The 18644-nt window shown below is 52.3% G+C and carries 20 protein-coding genes; 12 read left to right on the top strand and 8 right to left on the bottom strand.

What is annotated here, in order from left to right:
- Window positions 1–41: 41 nt before the first annotated feature.
- Window positions 42–236, bottom strand: coding sequence for a hypothetical protein (locus tag FED52_RS11285; protein WP_021067771.1), 195 nt, complete (start codon window positions 234–236; stop codon window positions 42–44).
- A gap of 53 nt (window positions 237–289) precedes the next feature.
- Window positions 290–1396, bottom strand: a complete 1107-nt coding sequence (gene yfkAB, locus FED52_RS11280; protein WP_138859922.1) for a radical SAM/CxCxxxxC motif protein YfkAB — start codon at window positions 1394–1396, stop codon at window positions 290–292.
- Between the two features lie 85 nt (window positions 1397–1481).
- Between yfkAB and FED52_RS11275 the strand changes: the two genes are divergently transcribed.
- From FED52_RS11275 to FED52_RS11265, 3 genes are all read left to right on the top strand, one after another.
- Window positions 1482–1691 carry a hypothetical protein gene (locus FED52_RS11275; RefSeq protein WP_016510454.1) on the top strand — a complete coding sequence of 70 codons (210 nt, stop codon included), beginning with the start codon at window positions 1482–1484 and terminating at the stop codon, window positions 1689–1691.
- Entirely contained in the window at window positions 1688–3064 is a 1377-nt protein-coding gene (rlmD, locus tag FED52_RS11270) for a 23S rRNA (uracil(1939)-C(5))-methyltransferase RlmD (protein ID WP_138859921.1), read from the top strand. The genes FED52_RS11275 and rlmD overlap by 4 nt, the downstream gene beginning before the upstream one ends.
- Before the next feature lie 95 nt (window positions 3065–3159).
- Window positions 3160–3567: a cytidine deaminase gene (locus FED52_RS11265; protein ID WP_034781016.1), complete on the top strand. Its 408-nt coding sequence runs from the start codon at window positions 3160–3162 to the stop codon at window positions 3565–3567.
- 27 nt (window positions 3568–3594) lie between these two features.
- Here the strand turns inward: FED52_RS11265 and FED52_RS11260 are convergent, their stop codons facing one another.
- Window positions 3595–3804 (bottom strand): hypothetical protein, encoded by a 210-nt coding sequence (locus FED52_RS11260; protein WP_034781015.1) that lies wholly within the window; start codon window positions 3802–3804, stop codon window positions 3595–3597.
- A 127-nt stretch (window positions 3805–3931) separates the two neighbouring features.
- Between FED52_RS11260 and FED52_RS11255 the strand changes: the two genes are divergently transcribed.
- Window positions 3932–4219, top strand: coding sequence for a hypothetical protein (locus tag FED52_RS11255; protein ID WP_034781013.1), 288 nt, complete (start codon window positions 3932–3934; stop codon window positions 4217–4219).
- Window positions 4220–4243: 24 nt separating this feature from the next.
- On the opposite strand, the gene FED52_RS11250 is transcribed toward FED52_RS11255, so the two are convergent.
- From FED52_RS11250 to FED52_RS11230, 5 genes are all read right to left on the bottom strand, one after another.
- A complete protein-coding gene (locus tag FED52_RS11250) occupies window positions 4244–5629 on the bottom strand; it encodes a sensor histidine kinase (RefSeq protein WP_128123765.1) in 1386 nt (461 codons plus the stop codon).
- Window positions 5626–6315 carry a response regulator transcription factor gene (locus FED52_RS11245; protein WP_128123766.1) on the bottom strand — a complete coding sequence of 230 codons (690 nt, stop codon included), beginning with the start codon at window positions 6313–6315 and terminating at the stop codon, window positions 5626–5628. Before FED52_RS11245 ends, FED52_RS11250 begins: the two co-directional genes overlap by 4 nt.
- 169 nt (window positions 6316–6484) lie before the next feature.
- Entirely contained in the window at window positions 6485–7051 is a 567-nt protein-coding gene (locus tag FED52_RS11240; protein ID WP_021067763.1) for a GNAT family N-acetyltransferase, read from the bottom strand.
- A gap of 201 nt (window positions 7052–7252) precedes the next feature.
- Complete coding sequence (locus FED52_RS11235; RefSeq protein WP_138859920.1) at window positions 7253–8404, bottom strand: amidohydrolase; 1152 nt, start codon at window positions 8402–8404, stop codon at window positions 7253–7255.
- Between the two features lie 13 nt (window positions 8405–8417).
- Window positions 8418–9326 carry a TIGR01777 family oxidoreductase gene (locus FED52_RS11230; protein ID WP_138859919.1) on the bottom strand — a complete coding sequence of 303 codons (909 nt, stop codon included), beginning with the start codon at window positions 9324–9326 and terminating at the stop codon, window positions 8418–8420.
- 158 nt (window positions 9327–9484) lie between these two features.
- Between FED52_RS11230 and recX the strand changes: the two genes are divergently transcribed.
- From recX to FED52_RS11190, 8 genes are all read left to right on the top strand, one after another.
- Window positions 9485–10297 carry a recombination regulator RecX gene (gene recX, locus FED52_RS11225; RefSeq protein ID WP_034781003.1) on the top strand — a complete coding sequence of 271 codons (813 nt, stop codon included), beginning with the start codon at window positions 9485–9487 and terminating at the stop codon, window positions 10295–10297.
- A 49-nt stretch (window positions 10298–10346) separates the two neighbouring features.
- Window positions 10347–11984 (top strand): L-lactate permease, encoded by a 1638-nt coding sequence (locus FED52_RS11220; protein ID WP_138859918.1) that lies wholly within the window; start codon window positions 10347–10349, stop codon window positions 11982–11984.
- 315 nt (window positions 11985–12299) lie between these two features.
- Window positions 12300–14024, top strand: a complete 1725-nt coding sequence (locus FED52_RS11215; RefSeq protein ID WP_138859917.1) for an ABC transporter ATP-binding protein — start codon at window positions 12300–12302, stop codon at window positions 14022–14024.
- A gap of 22 nt (window positions 14025–14046) precedes the next feature.
- Window positions 14047–16092: an ABC transporter ATP-binding protein gene (locus FED52_RS11210; protein WP_138859916.1), complete on the top strand. Its 2046-nt coding sequence runs from the start codon at window positions 14047–14049 to the stop codon at window positions 16090–16092.
- 9 nt (window positions 16093–16101) lie between these two features.
- The gene (locus FED52_RS11205) at window positions 16102–17280 is read left to right on the top strand and encodes an RtcB family protein (RefSeq protein WP_138859915.1); all 1179 of its coding nucleotides are present in this window, start codon (window positions 16102–16104) and stop codon (window positions 17278–17280) included.
- A gap of 70 nt (window positions 17281–17350) precedes the next feature.
- Window positions 17351–17665, top strand: a complete 315-nt coding sequence (locus FED52_RS11200; protein ID WP_138859914.1) for a YfhH family protein — start codon at window positions 17351–17353, stop codon at window positions 17663–17665.
- Entirely contained in the window at window positions 17662–17931 is a 270-nt protein-coding gene (locus FED52_RS11195; RefSeq protein ID WP_138859913.1) for a YfhJ family protein, read from the top strand. The genes FED52_RS11200 and FED52_RS11195 overlap by 4 nt, the downstream gene beginning before the upstream one ends.
- Before the next feature lie 165 nt (window positions 17932–18096).
- Window positions 18097–18636 carry a helix-turn-helix domain-containing protein gene (locus FED52_RS11190; protein WP_138859912.1) on the top strand — a complete coding sequence of 180 codons (540 nt, stop codon included), beginning with the start codon at window positions 18097–18099 and terminating at the stop codon, window positions 18634–18636.
- The last annotated feature ends 8 nt before the right edge of the window (window positions 18637–18644 follow it).

Here is an 18644-nt window from a genome sequence, read left to right as displayed (position 1 = left end):
CACCTCATCATTGATTGCATAGTAAAAGGCTGAGAAGGGTCTCAGCTTTTTGGCTCGTCAATCGGTTGGGGTACATGGTTCAAGTGTAAAAGTTCATCGTCCCAACTGCCTTGACTGAATACTTCATCACGGTCTACTTTGTCTGAAACGAATGCGGCTGTCAATAAGATGCTGAGCACACCACCGAAAATGATGATGGCCATGACGGTGATCATAAATACATAGATGGCTGTCATCTTCAAACACCTCGATTCAGTTTATATACTGAATATTTCCCGAATCGAAGTAATTAAAACGGTTCGGCCACACGTTCCCGGAAGTTCACGTCAGGATAGTACGCTTGTTTGACGAGTGCGTTCGGGCCGAGGCATTTGACAGCCGGACAGTGGCAGGACAGTGTGGCGTTCAAACTGCTGTTCGTCCACGCCTCATACGCGTCTTGGAACGAGGTGTCATACAACGTCCCGAGCGTGCCGAGCTCATCGCCGAAGTCGGTGACGATGATTTGGCCGTCGAAGATGTTCGTGTTGAGGCGTGAGCGGCCATCCGGGTCGCTTCGCACGGTCACGTTCTTCGCCTCGTGGAGCCGTTTCAATAAAGCGCGGTCTTCCGGTAACTCGGAACAAGCATAGAACGGCAACGTTCCGAACAGCATCCAAACGTTCTCATCCCGGACATCGAGCAGGTCGTGAATCGCCTGGCGGGTGTCAGGGAGCGACGCCGACTCGAGCGCACTTGCAAAATCGGCGGGGTACATTGGGTGCACTTCATGACGTTGACAGCCGAGTGCGACAATCTCTTCATGGATTGCCTTCAAGTGCGGAATCGTCCGTTTGTTGAGCATCGTCTCGGCCGATACAATCACACCCTCGGCCGTAAGCGCACGGGCGTTGTCTTTCATCGTCTGAAGCATCTTCAAACGTGCCTCCGCGCTCGGTTTTCGGTCCATCATCGCGAAACCGCCCTCTAAGAAATCCGCATCTGTGCCCCAGTTATGCGAAATGTGCAAAACGTCGAGGTAAGGGGTAATAAGATGGTAGCGAGAGAGTGGGAGCGTCAAGTTCGAGTTGATTTGTGTCCGGGCGCCACGCTCCTTAGCGTAACGCAAGAGTGGGACGACGTAGTTGCGCACCGATTTCATCGACAGCATCGGTTCGCCGCCCGTAATCGAAAACGCGCGTAAATGCTCGATTTCATCCAAACGCGAAATCAATAAGTCGAGTGGGACTTCGGGTTCTTCTGTCTGGTCGAGCATATAGCCGACCGCGCAATGCTCGCAGCGCATATTGCATAGCTTGGTCGTCGTCACTTCGACGTTCGAAAGGACGAGGCGACCGAACTCGGTTTGATCGAGGTATGCTTCCCACGGATCAAACGTTGTCGAGATGTTTTGCATATCAATTCCACCTTTTCATCAAGTCACACGAAATAGTATGCTATAATAACAACTCTTTGTCACGAACCAAAGGAGCGATCACGAGATGGGTAAATCACGAACAGATACGGCAGGAAAAATGAACGTGTTAAAATCGAGAACGGAATTACTGTGCTTATCAGTCAATACGTTGGACGAATTCACGACGCCAGAGGATTTGCATCGATTGTTAGCTGATATTGATTCCTTACGTGCGAAAGTCGTACGTTACGCCAAAGATTTAGAACAAGTATCTCGAAAGGATGAAACACATTGAAACTGATCGTAGGAGAATACACTAGCGCCCAAGCCGAGCGGCTAGGCATTAACGGAGAGGGCATCGCGACGATTGATCGCATGGTCATCTTCATTCCGAACTTATTGCCGGGAGAGAAGGCGAAAGTCGAAATTACGCGCGTCGAGCGGAACTACGCCGAGGCGCGCGTCATCAAGCGCGATAATGATTCACCGGACCGGGTCAAACCGCCGTGTCCGATTTATGACGAGTGTGGCGGTTGCCAGATTCAACATATGAGTCCGCGCCTGCAGATGGACTATAAAGAAGAGATCGTCCGCAACGCCTTCCGTCAAAAGACGAAATTGAACGTCGACAAATCGGATATCCGTGGTACGAAAGGGATGGACAACCCTTGGTATTACCGCAACAAGTCACAATTCCCGCTCTCGACGCGCCGCGGCGAGATCGTGTCGGGTCTCTACAAACCGAACACGAACGAACTCGTGCCAATCGAACACTGCATGGTACAGCAGCGCGACACGACGAACATTAACAACGCCATCGTCCGTATTTTGAACGAGCTCGACATCCCGGTATACGATGCGCGCCGTGACGTCGGTTTCGCCCGTACCGTCATCGTCCGCTCAGGCTACAAGACAGACGATGTCCAAGTCGTGCTCGTCGTCGGGAACGAGGACGTCCCGCGTTTAGATGAATTGAGCGATCGCATCATGGCGTTACCGAACGTCGTATCGTTCCACATTAATATCAACTCGAACCGTTCGGGTGTCATCTTCGGTTACCGTACGGTCCATATCGCCGGTCAAGACAAGATGGACGAGCAACTCGATGACGTCCATTACCACTTGTCACCGCGCGCGTTCTTCCAGCTCAACCCGGCTCAGACAGAAATCATGTATCGTGAAGTCGTCGAGGCGGCTGGACTCACGGGCGAAGAGCGCGTCATCGATGCGTATGCCGGTGTCGGTTCGATCGGGCTATGGCTCGCGCCGCACGCAAAAGAGATCCGTGGGATGGAAGTCGTCCCGGAAGCGGTCGAAGATGCGAACGCGCACATGCGTGAGAACGGCTTCAGCCATGCGACTTATGTCGAAGGCCGGGCCGAACATTGGATCCCGCGCTGGGTGAAAGACGGATGGATTCCAGACGTCATCGTCGTCGACCCGCCGCGCACGGGGGTCGATCATCAACTGTTGAATGCGATGATTTCATCGAAAGCGAAACGCATCGTGTACGTGTCATGTAACCCGCAGACGCTCGCGCGTGACGCGGATCAACTCATGAAAGCCGACTATAAAATCAACTATATTCAGCCGTACGATATGTTCCCGCAGACGGCGCATGTTGAGTCAATCGTCGTCTTCGAGAAGAAGAAAAAGAAAAAGTATTGACGGGGTTGTGAAAACGCTTGCAAGTCAATCGATTTCACGTTATAGTTCAGATGTCAGACTTCTTTGATAAACGTTAAGAAGCGGAGGAACATCAGATGATCCCACAAGAAAAAGTGAACGAGCTTGTCCATAAAGCGATTGATGCACGGTCGCGCGCCTATACTCCTTATTCGAAGTTTAATGTCGGGGCTGTCGTCATCGACGAGACCGGCAAAGAGATCTCGGGTTGCAACGTCGAGAACGCTTCGTACGGCTTGTCGATGTGTGCAGAACGGACTGCCATCTTCAAAGCGGTATCGGAAGGCAGCAAGGCAATCGAGACTGTCGTCGTCGTCGGCGACACGGACGGACCAATCTCGCCATGTGGCGCTTGCCGTCAAGTCATCGCCGAGTTTGCCAGTGACGACTTTACATTGATTCTCGCGAACATGGCCGGGGAGACGAAAGTGATGACGAAAGAAGAGATGTTGCCTTACGGCTTCTCGCCAAGCGATTTAACATAAAAATGCGGACGAATTTCGTCCGCATTTTTATTTATTGCCCTCATATTTTTTCTCGCTGACCGAGTCATCCTTCGAGTGCCGCTTTTGTTTCTCATCTTTCACTTTCTGGTTCAGCTCTTCTACCGGGATCGGGTCGACCGTTTCCATCCCTTCCTGGTCGAAGATGCTCTCCTTGTCCGTATCGACGGCATCCGGATTATCAAACGGTCGCTTGGACGTATCTTTTGACTGTTTCATCTTCATCGCCTCCTTGTCTTGACTGTTATTCCACTTCCTGAATAGGTGTAAACGCTTTAGAAAATGGGTTTCGATTTCGCAGAACAGTGGAATTATCCGTACATAGTGACTAAGGAGGGGTATTCGGATGGATAAGAAAGTATTGATGGGAATCGTACTCGGGGTAGCTGGGGCCGCGCTCGTCGCACCAAAAGTGGCGGCACTCTTGACTCAGGACCGAGATGACGATACATGGAGCAAGATGGACAAGATGGAAAGTGTCGATTCGGATAAGGATGAGGCGGAGGAAGGCCTCACTCAACTCGATTCGAACTATCGGGCCGAGTGGCAAGCGAATGGTTATCCACAGACGCACGCCGAGCGGGAACGTCTCATGAATGAATCAGATGACGCCTATAAAGGCAAAGACATATAAAAAAGACAGCCGCGGCTGTCTTTTTTATATGTCTTTGTCCGGCAAGAGCGGCAATGTGAGCGTGACGGTCGTTCCGTTGCCAACTTCTGAAGTGAAGTGCATCGAGCCGCCGTGGCGTTCCATGATGTGTTTGGCGATGGCGAGGCCGAGCCCGGTCCCGCCATCTTCGCGTGTGCGTGACTTATTGACACGGTAAAATCGCTTCGTCAATTGATCGAGATCCTCTTTCGGGATCCCCCGACCTTCGTCCCGAATCTCGGTGACGGCATTGTCGGCGGTCGCATATGTCTTCACATGGATCGATTTCCCGGCTTCGGTGTAGCGAAGGGCGTTATCGAGCAAGTTTCCAACGACTTGCTCGAGCCGGTCGTGGTCCCCAAGAATAATCAAGTCGAAATCGAGGTCCGTCTCGATTGTGACGCCTTTCGCCCCGGCAATCGGCTCGAAACGGTACAACACATCTTCGAGCACTTGCGAATAGACGACCGGTTCTTTCGTCATCGGATATGAGTCGCGTTCGAGTTGGGCCAAGTCGAGCAAGTCGTTGACGAGCCGTTGCAAGCGCTCTGTCTCATTCTCGATGATTTCGTAATATTGGTTTTTCGTTTTCTCGTCGAGCGACGGGTCTTGGAGCATTTCCGTATAGCCCCGAATATATGACAACGGTGTCCGCAATTCATGACTGACGTTCGCCAAAAATTCTTTCCGTTGCTCTTCGACGAGACCGAGTGACTCGGCCATCCGGTTCAGCGTCTCGGCGAGCTCGCCAATTTCATCGTCGTAATAAATTGGGATACGGTGCGAGAAGTCGCCTTTGGCATATACTTGCGAGGCTCGCTTCATTTGTATGAGTGGCTGAATGATCGTATCGATAATTTGCGTCCCGAAGATGAGCAAGTTCACGATCATCAAGATGAGCAAGAACGTGATCATAAGCCGAATCGGTTGGAACGGCTCACTGATTTTACTTAACTCCATATATAGGATGAGCGCATTATCGAGCTCGCCGTCCCGGATGAGCGGGAAGGCGGACATCAGGATATCCACATCCTCGGTCGGGTGTTTACGGGTGACGGAGATCGCGTAGCCGTCTTGCAGTTTGGCGAGGTCTTGTTCCCGTAAAAACGTCTTGCCTGAGCCGAGACTGTCTTCCCTGACCGACGAGAGGAACACTTTCGTCTCGGTCAGTTCGTTCGTGTACGTCATACTGTCCGAAAACGCGTCAGAGAAGCCGTCCGCCTTGTAGATGGTGACGAGCTTCTCTCCGCGGTTGATGAGCAGTTCTTCCTGCGTCTGAATATAGAACTTGTCGTATAAGTAAAACGTCATGATGATGAACACGAACGCGGAGAAGAGGCTAGCGGTCCAGATGGTGATCCAAATCCGCTTCCGGATCGTGTATTGCTTCATACGGTCGCCTCGAACTTGTAGCCGATCCCCCAGACGGTTTGAATGTAGCCACCTGCTTCACCGAGCTTGAGGCGAAGCGTCTTGATATGCGTGTCGACCGTCCGAAGGTTACCGTGGTACTCGGTGCCCCAAATTTGATCGAGCAACTGTTCACGTGAGAATACTTTCTCTTCATTCGTGATGAACAAGTAGAGCAAATCGAACTCTTTGCGGGTCAAGTTGACCGTTTTGCCTTTCACGCTGACCGCACGGCCATCGATATCGATGGACAAGACTCCGGTATCGAACGTCGCTTCTTGTTCTTTCGAGAAGTTATGCGTCCGACGAAGCGTTGCTTCGATGCGGGCAAGCAGCTCGCGCGGACTGAACGGCTTCGTGATATAGTCATCCGCGCCGATCTTCAAGCCATGGATGCGATCGAGTTCTTCTGACCGGGCCGTGAGCATGATAATCGGGACGTTCGAGAACTCGCGGATGCGCATGCACGCCGTGAGGCCGTCGAGTTCAGGCATCATCACGTCGAGCAGGACGAGGTGGAACGACTGTTCTTTCAATAAGTCGATTGCCTCGAGGCCGTTCGTGGCTGTGACGGTCTCATATCCTTCCTTCTCTAAATTCGAAACGAGTAAATCCCGCATTTGTTCTTCATCATCGGTCACTAAGACGCGAAACGTTGGTTCTGACATTGGGCATTCTCCTTTACAAAACGGTTAACGAGGCTGTGTGATAATTCCCTCATACCTCTATCATACCTATCTCTCCGAATTAGAACAGAAATATTCATTGCCGTAAAGTTGTCCTCATGAAATCCACACAAAAACGCCACAAAAAAGCCAATTCTTTGTCAGAATTGGCTTACGCTTCGAGCTGTGCTTCATAGGTATGGTCGAATTCAGGCGCATGGAGTGAGTGCAAGTAGAGTTGGAAACTCGACTTCGACACTTCATACAAGACATATTCGACGTCCCCTTGGTTGATTTCAGTCAATAGTTCAGACCGGATCTCGTTAGCGCAGAAAGCGTACGGTAGTTTCTCAGCCGCCGCGATCGAACGCTCATTCGATTGACGGATTTTTAAAAATACACTTTCTATGTCAAGCTCGAAGAAAAGTTCAGAGAAGAACGCTTCTTTCGCGACTTGATTGTAACCTTTGCCGTGATACGGTTTGCCAAGCCACGTCCCGAGGAATCCATAGCCCGATTCCACATCGAACAAGCTGATCGTCCCAATCGGGGTACCGAACTCGTTCGTGATGGTACGTGAGATGATGTTTCCTTGCTCTTCTAGCTCGATGATTTGCTTCGTGCTAAATAAAAACTCGTCAAAGTGGACCGTCTTTTGACGGACATACGGAAAGACATCTGGGTGTTGCATCAGTTCGAACAACTCCGCGCAGTCGGTAAGCTCACGAAATTTGAGCACCTTTACATTCCTCCTCCTATTTCAGACCGCTGAAGAATAGTTGTAACGAAAGCATACTTCTGGCTTCGTTGTTCGAACTTGCCTTGGCTGCTCCCTTTTATGAAGTTACAAGATTATTTTATATAGTTTTTTTGAAAAAGCAAGTAAATAAAATGCAACTTCACAAAAAAATAATAAGAGCGCTTTCACGACTGGCCTCACTCACATCTCATGATGTGTTTTCGATCGGCTCGTCGAGTAAACGATGTGGCCATCGACGATGGTCATAATCGGCTTTGACATGTAGTCGAGCGGGAAGTGACTCCAAAGGACAAGGTCGGCATCTTTGCCGATTTCGAGCGAGCCGATGCGGTCGTCTACTCCAAGCGATTCGGCCGGATGGATCGTGATGGCGCGGAGTGCGACGTCGACCGGAAGTCCTTCGCGGGCAGCAAGACCGGCGCAAAGATTTAAATATTGAACGGGCGTATAAGGATGGTCCGTCGTGATCGAGACGATCATATCGTGTTCATGTAAAATTCGGTACGTCTCCCATGTTTTGTTCTGGAGCTCAATTTTCGATTTACGTGTGAACGTCGGACCGACGGTGACATGTTTGATACCGAGTTCGCGTAACTTTTCAGCGACGAGATGTCCTTCCGTACAGTGCTCGATCCGATAATCGAGGTCGAACTCTTGCGCGAAGCGGACGACCGATAAAATATCGTCGGCGCGGTGGGCGTGGACCCGGATTGGCATCTTGCGGTCGAGGGCGAGTTGAATCATCTGGCTGCCGAACGTGCCGATCGTCTTCGTCGAGTCGACGGTCCGGAACGCTTCACGCAATAATCCCATGATCCCCATGCGGGTCAACTCACCGGATCTCCCCATACTGTGGACACGCTTCGGGTTCTCCCCGAGGGCGAGCTTGAGACCGGCATAACGCCGAAGTACCATGTCCTCGATGAAGCGGCCGTGCGTTTTAATGACACTCGTCACCCCGCCGATGACGTTCATACTGCCGGGCATGACTTGAACGGCAGTGACTCCGGCCATGAGCGCCTCTTGAAACCCTTCATCGAGCGGATAGACGCCGTCGATGGCCCGAGCGTGCGGCGTCATCGCCTCGACGGTCTCGTTTGCATCGTTCCCGACTGAACCTGTCCCTTCGTCATACAGTCCGAGGTGGGTATGGGCATCGATAAACCCTGGGAATAAGAAGTTGCCTTCGGCTTCGATGACCGTTTCTCCGTCGAGCGGGTCCAGTAAGTCTGCCATCTCGATGATTTTGCCGTCTTTGACGCGCAAATCTCCGTAAAAATGTGGGGCGGTGATCGGATAAATGTGGGCGTTACGAATTAACAAATTACTCACGTGCTAGCTCCTTTCAAATCAAATGAAGTAGTTGTTTCAAAGCGGGTTCTAACGTTTCGTAACGGAAGCGGAAACCGTGATTGAGTGCTTTCGTCGGGACGACTTTCGCCCCTTCAAGGACGATGACACTCTTCTCTCCGAGCGCGAGCTTGAGGAGCGGTGCTGGGGCAGGTGCCCAATGCGGGCGATGCATCACACGTCCGAGCGTTTTTCCAAACTCATTCATCGTGACAGGCGTCGGTGCCGTGCCGTTGACGGGGCCTTCGATGGAAGTCGTCTCGATGATATGGACAAACAGGCGAACGAGGTCGTCCAAATGAATCCATGGTACCCATTGCTGTCCTGAGCCGAGCCGTCCTCCGACACCGAGCGTGTACGGCAGTTTCATGAGCGGGAAGGCACCGCCGTCATTCGATAAGACAACACCGGTCCGCATCGTGACGAGGCGAATTCCCATGTCTTTGATCGGGGCCGCCTCTTTCTCCCACAACACACAGACGTTTCCTAAGAAGTTGGTCCGGTCCGGGAGTGGGGTCGCTTCGGAATACGTGATGGAACGGTCTTCCCCGTAAATCCCGATGGCGGATCCGCTGATGACGACGCTCGGCTTGCGTTTCATATTTTTAATGATCCGAACGACTTCTTTCGTCCCGTCGATTCGGCTTTGAAGAATGGCTTGTTTCTGTTTATGTGTCCAGCGTCCATCGTTGATGGAGGCGCCAGCCAAATGGATGAAGGCGTCGACGTCTTGCAACTCGGACTCAGGATGGCTGTCAGGCGTCAACCATTCAACGAACGAGATCCCTCCTTGTCGTGGGCGCGGGCGGCGCGTCAATACGACGACTTGATGTCCGACCTCGGCGAGCGCGCGGACGAGCGGGCGACCGATTAGTCCGGTTCCGCCGGTGATTGCAATTTTCATAAGTCTCCCTCCAGTATATTGAAGCGATTTCAAAACGGGTATGAGTTCCATAAAGAAAGCGGACCGTTCGTATTGTGAATACCCTTTCTTCTAACTTATCAAAAATCCTGCTCGAAAGGGGAACGTGATATGTTAGAAGCAGGAAATGGAGGGATTTCGTGAAAATTGCCAAGTTTACGACCCAGAAGAAAAATAAAGACCGGCTCAACGTGTACGTCGAGAAGGACGGGCGTGAGGAGTTTGCGTTCGCCATCGACCTCGACGTCTTCATCAAATATGAATTGACGAAAGGGATGGAGCTCGAAGACGACTTCGTCCGTGACGTCCTTCAAGCCGAAGAAGAACAAAAAGCATATAAAGCGGCCGTCAATTATTTATCGTACCGAATGCGTGCCGTTTCAGAGGTGCGTGACTACCTCGTGAAGAAAGAGATAGATGAGGCAGCCATCAAGCGCGTCATCGAGCGATTAATCGAACAGCGCTACTTGAACGATGCTGAATTTGCCAAAGCCTACACCCAGACGAAGTTCAATACGAGTCCGAGCGGACCGGTCAAAATTAAACGAGAACTCACCCAGCTCCGAATCGACGCGGACATCATTGAAGAAGTCATCGGCGCAATTTCGCACGAAGACCAGCTTGAAAAGGCCGGAAAATTCGTAAATAGGAAACAAATGGAAACAAATCGCCGTTCTGCCACAGAAGTGCAACAAAGAATTCAACAAACCCTAATGCAAAGGGGATTTACGTTTGATATCATTTCAGAGGCGATTCTCACGTTTTGGGAGAACGAGGATGAGGACGTTGAACTTTCGGCTTGTTTGACACAGGCGGAAAAATTAAATCGGAAGTTCAGTGGATATGCCCCATATGAGCGGAAACAGCGGATGAAGATGCAGCTTCGACGCAAAGGTTTTCCATATGAGGTGATTGATCGGGCTTTAGATCGACTCGCTGAACAAGAGTCATAACGGGAGATTCATTTACGGTAGGGGAAAAATCTGAAAAGGTGGGTCTACATTGACGATTTTTGAATGGATTACAGCACTCATGCCGATTGTGGCAGTGCTCGTATTATTGGTCATTATGCGTTTACCGGCGTCGGTCGCGATGCCGCTCTCGCTCGTATTGACGGCAGGACTGGCGTTCTTCGTCTGGCAACTCGATGCGACACGGATTATGGCGGCGACGTTACAAGGACTCGTGATCGCCGTCACGACGGTCTGGATTGTGTACGGTGCGATTGGGATGATGAATACGATGAAAGAGGGCGGCGGTATGAACGCGATTCGCTCTGGATTCGTTAACATCACACCGGATCCCCGGATTCAAGTGCTCATTGTCGGCTGGTTGTTCGTCTCATTCATCGAAGGTGCTTCGGGCTTCGGGACACCAGCTACGGTTGCGGCGCCCCTTTTGATCGCCCTCGGCTTCCCGCCGATTGCAGCGGTCGTCATCGCTTTATCGGCCGACGTCTCGGCGGTCACGTTCGGTGCGGTCGGCACACCAGCTTTAATCGGAATTGGGAACGGGCTGTCGCTTGACGTCAATCAACCGGAAACGATCGAGTTTTTGACAAGCGTCGTCTTACAGACGGTACTCATCGACATGTTCGTCGGTTTGTTGATTCCGTTTATCTTGATTTTGATGCTGACTCGATTCTTCAGCAAAGAGAAGTCAATCAAGCCGGCGCTCGAAGTGTTCCCGATTGCCATTATCGCAGCACTCGTTTACAGTATCCCGGCCTACATTTGGACACTCATCCTCGGATTTGAATTCGGGGGCATGCTCGGCGGGTTGACGGGTCTCGTCATCCTCGTCACAATGGCACGCAAAGGGATCCTCATGCCAAAACGGGTGTGGACGTTCGACGGTTATGCCGATGAGATCGAGCAGCCGCTTGAGAAGCCGTCTGTCGGTAAAGGCAAACGTGAACTTCCGCAGTGGAAGGCGTGGGCGCCATATTTGATTTTGACGATTTTCCTCGTGTTGACACGGACCGTGCCATTCTTGAATGAATTGGCACGTAGCGTCCGCATTGACTTGCCAAACATCATCGGGGTCGAAGGAATCTCGACGTCGTGGGAACCGTTCTATTCGCCAGGGTTCATGTTCATCTTGACGATGATTGCGACATTCTTCCTCCACAACATGAGTTGGTCACAAGTGACTTCGGTCTTTAAAGCGACGACGCTCGGTGTCGTCGGGACGGCCATCACGCTCGCTGCGTCAGTGCCGATGGTTCGAATCTTCATTCACTCAGAAAATGGTGGAGCTGGCCTGGCTTCGATGCCGGTCGAACTCGCCACGGCTGCAGCCGATACGTTCGGCGGTGTCTGGCCGCTCGTCGCACCATGGATTGGGGCGCTCGGCGCCTTCGTTTCCGGATCGGCCACGTTCTCAAACATGATGTTCTCAAGTTTGACGACGAATGTTGCCGAATCCGTTGGTTTGAACGAGACGCTCGCGTTATCGATGCAGATGGCAGGAGCCAACGCCGGTAACATGATTTGTGTCTTGAACGTCGTCGCGGTCGCCTCGGTCGCAGGTCTTCTTGGGAAAGAAGGAACGATCATCCGCTATACGCTCATGCCGATGATTTACTACGTGACGGCGACCGGTCTTGTCGGTTTAATGCTCGCTGCATTCTTCTTGTAAAAAGTTACAAATTATTTACGACAATAATATTGACAATTTTCTGAACAGTCTGCTAAGGTTTTAGTAGATTTTCAAACTATGAACAGAGAGGAGCCAGCATGATGAAGTACATCCCAACACTACAACGCACACACACAACATCATATGGCTACTCGTATTTGACTGCGTAATTTGGCAGCTGGATAGGGGTAGTGTCCTTTCCCTGACCATGCAAAAGACTGAAGACTCAGAAGCGTACTTCATCCGATTGGTTGCACAATCAGGTGACGTGCGCTTTTTTTGCGTGCGCGGAAAGGACGGAAGGGGGAATCAGTCATGAAACTGATTAAACAATTAGATTGGTTTATTAAAAGACAGAAGCGGACGTATATCGTCGCCATCATCCTGCTCATCATCACCGGCGTCGTCGATATGCTGCCGCCATGGATTATCGGGCAGGCGATTGACGCCATCCGCGAAGGGAGCTTGACGACGGAACGTCTCGTCATGATCGTCGGATCATTGCTCAGTATCATGGTTTTATCATACGTCCTTTCGTATGTATGGATCGCCCGTCTGTTTGGGACGGCGTTCCTGCTCGAGAAAAAATTGCGGGCCCGTTTCTTCGGCCACTTGCTCCGGCAGACACCGCGCTTCTATCAACAGCACCGCACCGGGGATTTGATGGCGCTCGCGACGAACGATTTGAAAGCGGTGGAACGGACGGCCGGGTTCGGCGTCATGACGCTCGTCGACTCGTTCAATATGACGCTCATCGCCCTCACAATCATGGGCGTGTTCATCGATTGGAAGTTGACGCTCGCGGCACTCCTACCGATGCCGCTCCTCGCCTGGTCGATGAATAAGCTCGGACGCCAAATCCATGCTCGCTTCACAGCGGCACAGGACGCGTTCGGCGTGATGAACGACCAAGTCGTCGAATCGATTTCAGGCCTTCGGGTCGTCCGTTCGTTCGTCCAAGAAGAGGCGGACACGAAGAAATTCGACACGATCACCGACGACGTGATGGCGAAAAACATGCACGTCGCGAAAATCGACGTCTTGTTCGAACCGGTCATTAAACTGCTTGTCGGCTTGAGCTATTTGATCGGTTTGTCGTTCGGCACGTATCTCGTGTTCACGAACGACATCACACTCGGACAGCTCGTCTCGTTCAACATCTATCTCGGGATGCTCATTTGGCCGATGTACGCGTTCGGAGAACTGATTAACGTCGTGCAACGGGGAACGGCCAGCCTCGAACGAATCGAGGCGACGATGAACGAGACACCGGACGTCGTCTCGACCGGTACGGTCGACATCGATGTCCCGGAGAAAATCACGTTCAAGTCCTTGTCGTTCCAATATCCAGGGGCGACCCGTGCCTCGCTCGAAGACATCGTCTTGCACGTGTCACGTGGGGAGACGATTGGGGTCGTCGGACCGACCGGGGCCGGCAAAACGACGCTATTGCGTCAATTGCTCCGAGAATATCCGATTGACGACTCGCTACTCGTTAACGGGGTCCCGATTCACGACATCAAACTCGATACGGTACGCGGTTGGAGCGGTTACGTCTCGCAAGAACACTTGCTGTTCTCGAAGACGGTCCGCGACAACATCTTGTTCGGCTCAAACGATGTGACGGAACAAGACCTTGAAACGGCGATTCGACTTGCGGCGTTCGATACCGATATCGAGCATTTAGAGAACGGTCTCGACACGGTCGTCGGGGAACAAGGGGTCATGCTCTCGGGTGGCCAGAAACAACGGCTCTCGATTGCCCGCGCTCTCTTGAAAGACCCAGAGATCCTCTTGCTCGACGATTCGCTTTCAGCGGTCGACGCCAAGACGGAAGCGCGCATCATCGATTCGGTCCGGACGAGCCGGGCCGAACAGACGACGTTCATCGTCGCGCACCGCCTGTCCGCTGTCGCCCACGCCGACCAGATTATCGTGTTACAAGACGGTCGTGTCACAGAGCGGGGCACGCACGACCAACTGATGGAACGACGCGGTTGGTATTATGAACAATACGTTCGACAAGGAGAGTCGGAGTAATCCGGGAAAGGGGGAATCTCTCATGATCGATCAATACGAATTAGATCCAGTCCGCAGGAAAAAAACGATCCGTTCACTCGTCGGCTATGCCAAACAAGTGAGACACTCGATTTTCCTCGGTTTGACCTTACTATTTTTAGCGGTCGGGGCCGAACTAGCCGGACCGTATATCGCCAAAATTATCATCGACGACCATATCGTCGCCATCGAGCGCGATTGGGTTCAAGTCGAGTCAGGCGGGAGTGTCGACTTTGACGGCAACTCCTATGAAAAAGAGACACGGCTCGACGGAGAGACCGTCGTCCGACCTGTCTCGATCGTTCAGACGACGGACGGATACTATCTCGTCCCAGACGCTGTCATGAGTGGTGGGGTACGTGAAGTCGAAGACGGCGTCCTCACCATCACACGGAGCGAGGAATCAGCGACGTACGACAATATCGTGCCGCTCTCCTCGACCGATGTGTTTCAATTTTATGAGACGGATCTTCAGGCCGTGCTTATGTTATCTGCCTTGTACGTCGTCTTGCTTCTTATCGCGGCCGGTTTGAACTGGGGGCAACAGATGCTCCTCCAGCGGTCGGCCCATAAGATTGTCAAGACGATGCGACTCGACGTCATGCGGCATTTGCAGACGATTCCGGTCCGCTACTTTGACCAGACACCGATCGGGAAAATCGTCAGCCGCGTCACGAATGACACTGAGACGATTCGCGACCTATATTTAGGCGTGCTCGCACGCGTCTTCCAAAGCGTCGTCATGATGATTGGTGTCCTGATCGCCATGTTCTTCTTGGACGTGCGCCTCGGTCTCGTCTCGCTCATCATCATCCCGGTCGTCATCGTCTGGATTAAGCTGTTCCAACGCCTGTCGACCCGAAACAACTTTCGTGTCCGTGCCCTCGTCGCGGATATGAACGCCCAATTGAATGAGAGCATCCAGACGATGCCGATCATTCAGTCGTACGTCAAAGAAGATCTCGTCTATGACGAGTTCAACGAGAAAAACAGCGACAACTTCCAAACGAGACGGAAACTGCTCAAACTGGATGCGCTCATGTCGCACAACTTGGTCAACTTCTTCCGCAACATGGCGCTCGCCTTACTCATCTGGGTCGTCGGTGCGCAGACGCTTGGAACGGGCAGCGTGCTCACGCTCGGGATTTTATACGCCTATATCGATTACGTGTCACGGATCTTTGAGCCGGTCACACAAATCATGAACCAACTGTCCCCGCTCCAACAAGCGCTCGTCTCGGCAGACCGGATGTTCCAGTTGCTCGATGAGAAAGGGGAAGACGTGTCCACGGAACGGATTGCACGCTTTAAAGGCGAGGTCGCCTTCGAGGACGTGTCGTTCAGCTATGAGGCCGGGAAACCGGTGCTTCAACACATCGATATCCATGCGGAACCGGGTGAGACGGTGGCGCTCGTCGGTCATACGGGCAGCGGCAAGAGTTCGATCATGAACCTGCTCATGCGTTTTTATGACCCGTCAGAAGGAACGCTCAACATTGATGGCATGGACGTGACGAAACTGCCGACGCAAGCCGTCCGTGCCCATCTCGGTATCGTGCTCCAAGACCCGTTCTTGTTCACGGGCTCGATTCGAACGAACGTGACGCTCGGTGACGAGACGATCTCGGACGACCGGATTTGGCAAGCGTTGACGGCGGTCGGAGCCGATCGATTCGTCAAACAGTTGCCACACGGAATAGACGAGCCGGTCATCGAACGCGGCGCCTCGCTCTCGAGCGGAGAGCGCCAGTTGATCAGTTTCGCCCGTGCCCTCGTCTTCGACCCAGCCATCCTTGTCTTAGATGAGGCGACGGCAAGTGTCGATTCGGAGACTGAAGCGCTCATCCAAGACGCGCTCAAGACGCTCACATACGGGCGGACGACGTTCGTCATCGCGCACCGTCTCTCGACGATACGGGAAGCGGACCAAATCCTCGTCCTCGATCACGGTCACATCATCGAGCGAGGCAACCATCAATCACTCATCGCTGATGGCGGGGTCTACGCCCGGATGCATGAGTTGCAAAGTAAACAACAAGCCATCAGTTGAGGAGGTCTTATGGAGATTATCGGAAAGCATAACCGGGCCAAAGTGTTCAATGAACGGATTGACGATACGACGCGGGCCCAAATCCAAACACTTGTCGATCAACCGTTCACGCGAGGCGCCTCGATTCGAATCATGCCGGACATGCATGCCGGCAAAGGATCGGTCGTCGGGACGACGATGACGATTCACGACAAGGTCGTGCCGAACCTCGTCGGCGTCGACCTTGGGTGTGGCATGCTCTGTACGGAAATCAAGGTAAAGCGCATCGACTTTCAACGGCTCGACGACGTCATCCGCCAATTTGTACCGAGCGGGATGAACATCCGGGATACAGCACACTCTTACGCGTCTGAGCTCCCGCTCGAGGATGTGCGGGCGCCGTATAAGCTCGACCGGGCCCTCCGCTCGGTCGGCACGCTCGGTTCGGGCAATCATTTCATCGAAGTGAACCGGGACGAAGCCGGACGCACGTTTCTCGTCATCCACTCCGGCTCACGCCACCTCGGTGTCCAAATCGCTGACCATTATCAACAGTTGGCGGTCGAGCACATGATGAAGACGGTCGACATTCGAGACGAGATTGAACGGATGAAGGCAACGGGGCGGCAGCAAGACATCTCGGCCTATCTCGAGACGGAGCGCGAGGCACGGAAACGTTTCCGCGACCTCGCCTACGTCGAAGGGGAAGCGATGGAAGACTACATGCACGACGTGCGCATCGCACAGCAATATGCGGCCGCCAACCGTCTCGCCATGACCGACGTCATCGTCGAGGCGATGAACTGGAACGTCGTCGACCAATTCGATACGGTCCACAATTATATCGATCACGACGCGATGATGCTTCGGAAAGGGGCCATCTCGGCGCGGAACGGGGAGCGGGTCATCATCCCGATGAACATGCGCGACGGCTCGCTCATCTGTACCGGGAAAGGCAACCCGGATTGGAACTACTCGGGTCCACATGGCGCCGGTCGGGTCATGTCACGCTCGGCAGCGCGGAAACGGGTTGACTTCAAAGAGTTCAAACGATCAATGGAAGGGGTTTGGTCGAGCTCGGTCCGGCCGTCGACGATTGACGAATCACCGTTCGTCTATAAGTCGATGAAGGAAATCGTCCGCTATATCGAACCGGCCGTCACGATTGATCAAGTCATCAAACCACTGTATAACTTCAAGGCAAACTGAAAGGGCGAATTCAGTTTCGCCTTTTTCTTTTCCGCGAAAAATCTGATACGCTACAAGAGAGGTGAGCGAAATGGAAAAACGATTGAGTGATTTATCAAAATATGAACTCGAACAAGAGATTCGGGCGCTCCATGAACGGAAGCGGAAAGCCGAGCAGATGGGCATGGTCAGTGAGATTGAGGTCGTCTTGCGACGAATCGCGATTGCCGAGAGCTACTTGATTGACCCGAACTCGTTCAAGCCGGGAGCGACGTATATCGTCAACTATAATGACCGTCCATTCCGATTGAAGTTTGTGAACGGCGTCATGGGTTGGGGGACATTCGAAGGCGAGACGGCTGAGCATGCGATTCCGCTCTCGGAGCTGTCGGAGGTGAACGCATGAACCGGACCGAACAATACGAGCGCTTGGCTCACATCTTAAAACAGAAGAACGATGTCTTGAGCGAGCTCGAGGCGTTGACGTGGGTCGAAGTGCTGTGGGAGGATTTTGAGACGACGCTCGCCCGGGCCGGAGAACCATATCCGGGAGAAGCAAAATCGTTCCAGTATGTCGTACAACAGATTGATGCGTACGGACCGCAACTCCACTTGTTTCAAACGAAAAATGAGAAGTTTAAGCACTTGATGTCCAAGCGCGACCTTCATTGAAAAATCACGCCATAATTGGCGTGATTTTTTGCTTGCAAACAACTCACAATCCGTTATAATAAAGGTCGCTATTAGTTCGTTTCATAGTTAAGTATTTATAAACTTTCTTTAGTTGGAATCATCTTTCACTAAACTTGAGACGAGGCCGAAAGGAGGGAATGTGACTTGGACGTCGGTCAAAAAATCAAACGGCTCCGCGTCAAGAAAGGCTTGACGCAAGAAGAGCTGGCCGAACGCACGGATTTGAGTAAAGGGTATATCTCTCAAATCGAGCGTGATTTGAGTTCACCTTCGCTTGAGACATTATTCGACTTGTTAGAAGTACTAGGTTGCTCACCGAAAGAATTTTTCGATGAAGAGATCTTTCAAAAGGTAAGTTATAGCGAAGACGACCGGACCGTGTATGTGGATGAGGAACGAAAATACCGGACCGAATGGCTCATCCCGGAATCGAACGAAAAAGAGATGGAACCGATTTTGCTGACCTTCTCCAAACATGGGGAATTCAAACGCTATGAGCCTTCCCGTTCCGAGACGTTCGTCTACGTCCTGTCAGGGCGGGTCGCCCTCAAGCTCGGCCATCACACGTATTTCGCCAAAGCGGGAGAAACATTATATTACGTCGCTTCGGATTCACATCAGCTCGTCAACGACTGTGATGGCGAGAGTGAATGTTTGATTGTCGCGACCCATTCATATTTATAAGGGAGGAA

It is taken from the genome of Exiguobacterium mexicanum (assembly GCF_005960665.1).
Classification (GTDB): Bacteria; Bacillota; Bacilli; order Exiguobacteriales; family Exiguobacteriaceae; genus Exiguobacterium; species Exiguobacterium mexicanum_A.
This window is presented reverse-complemented; position numbering and strand designations above follow the sequence as displayed.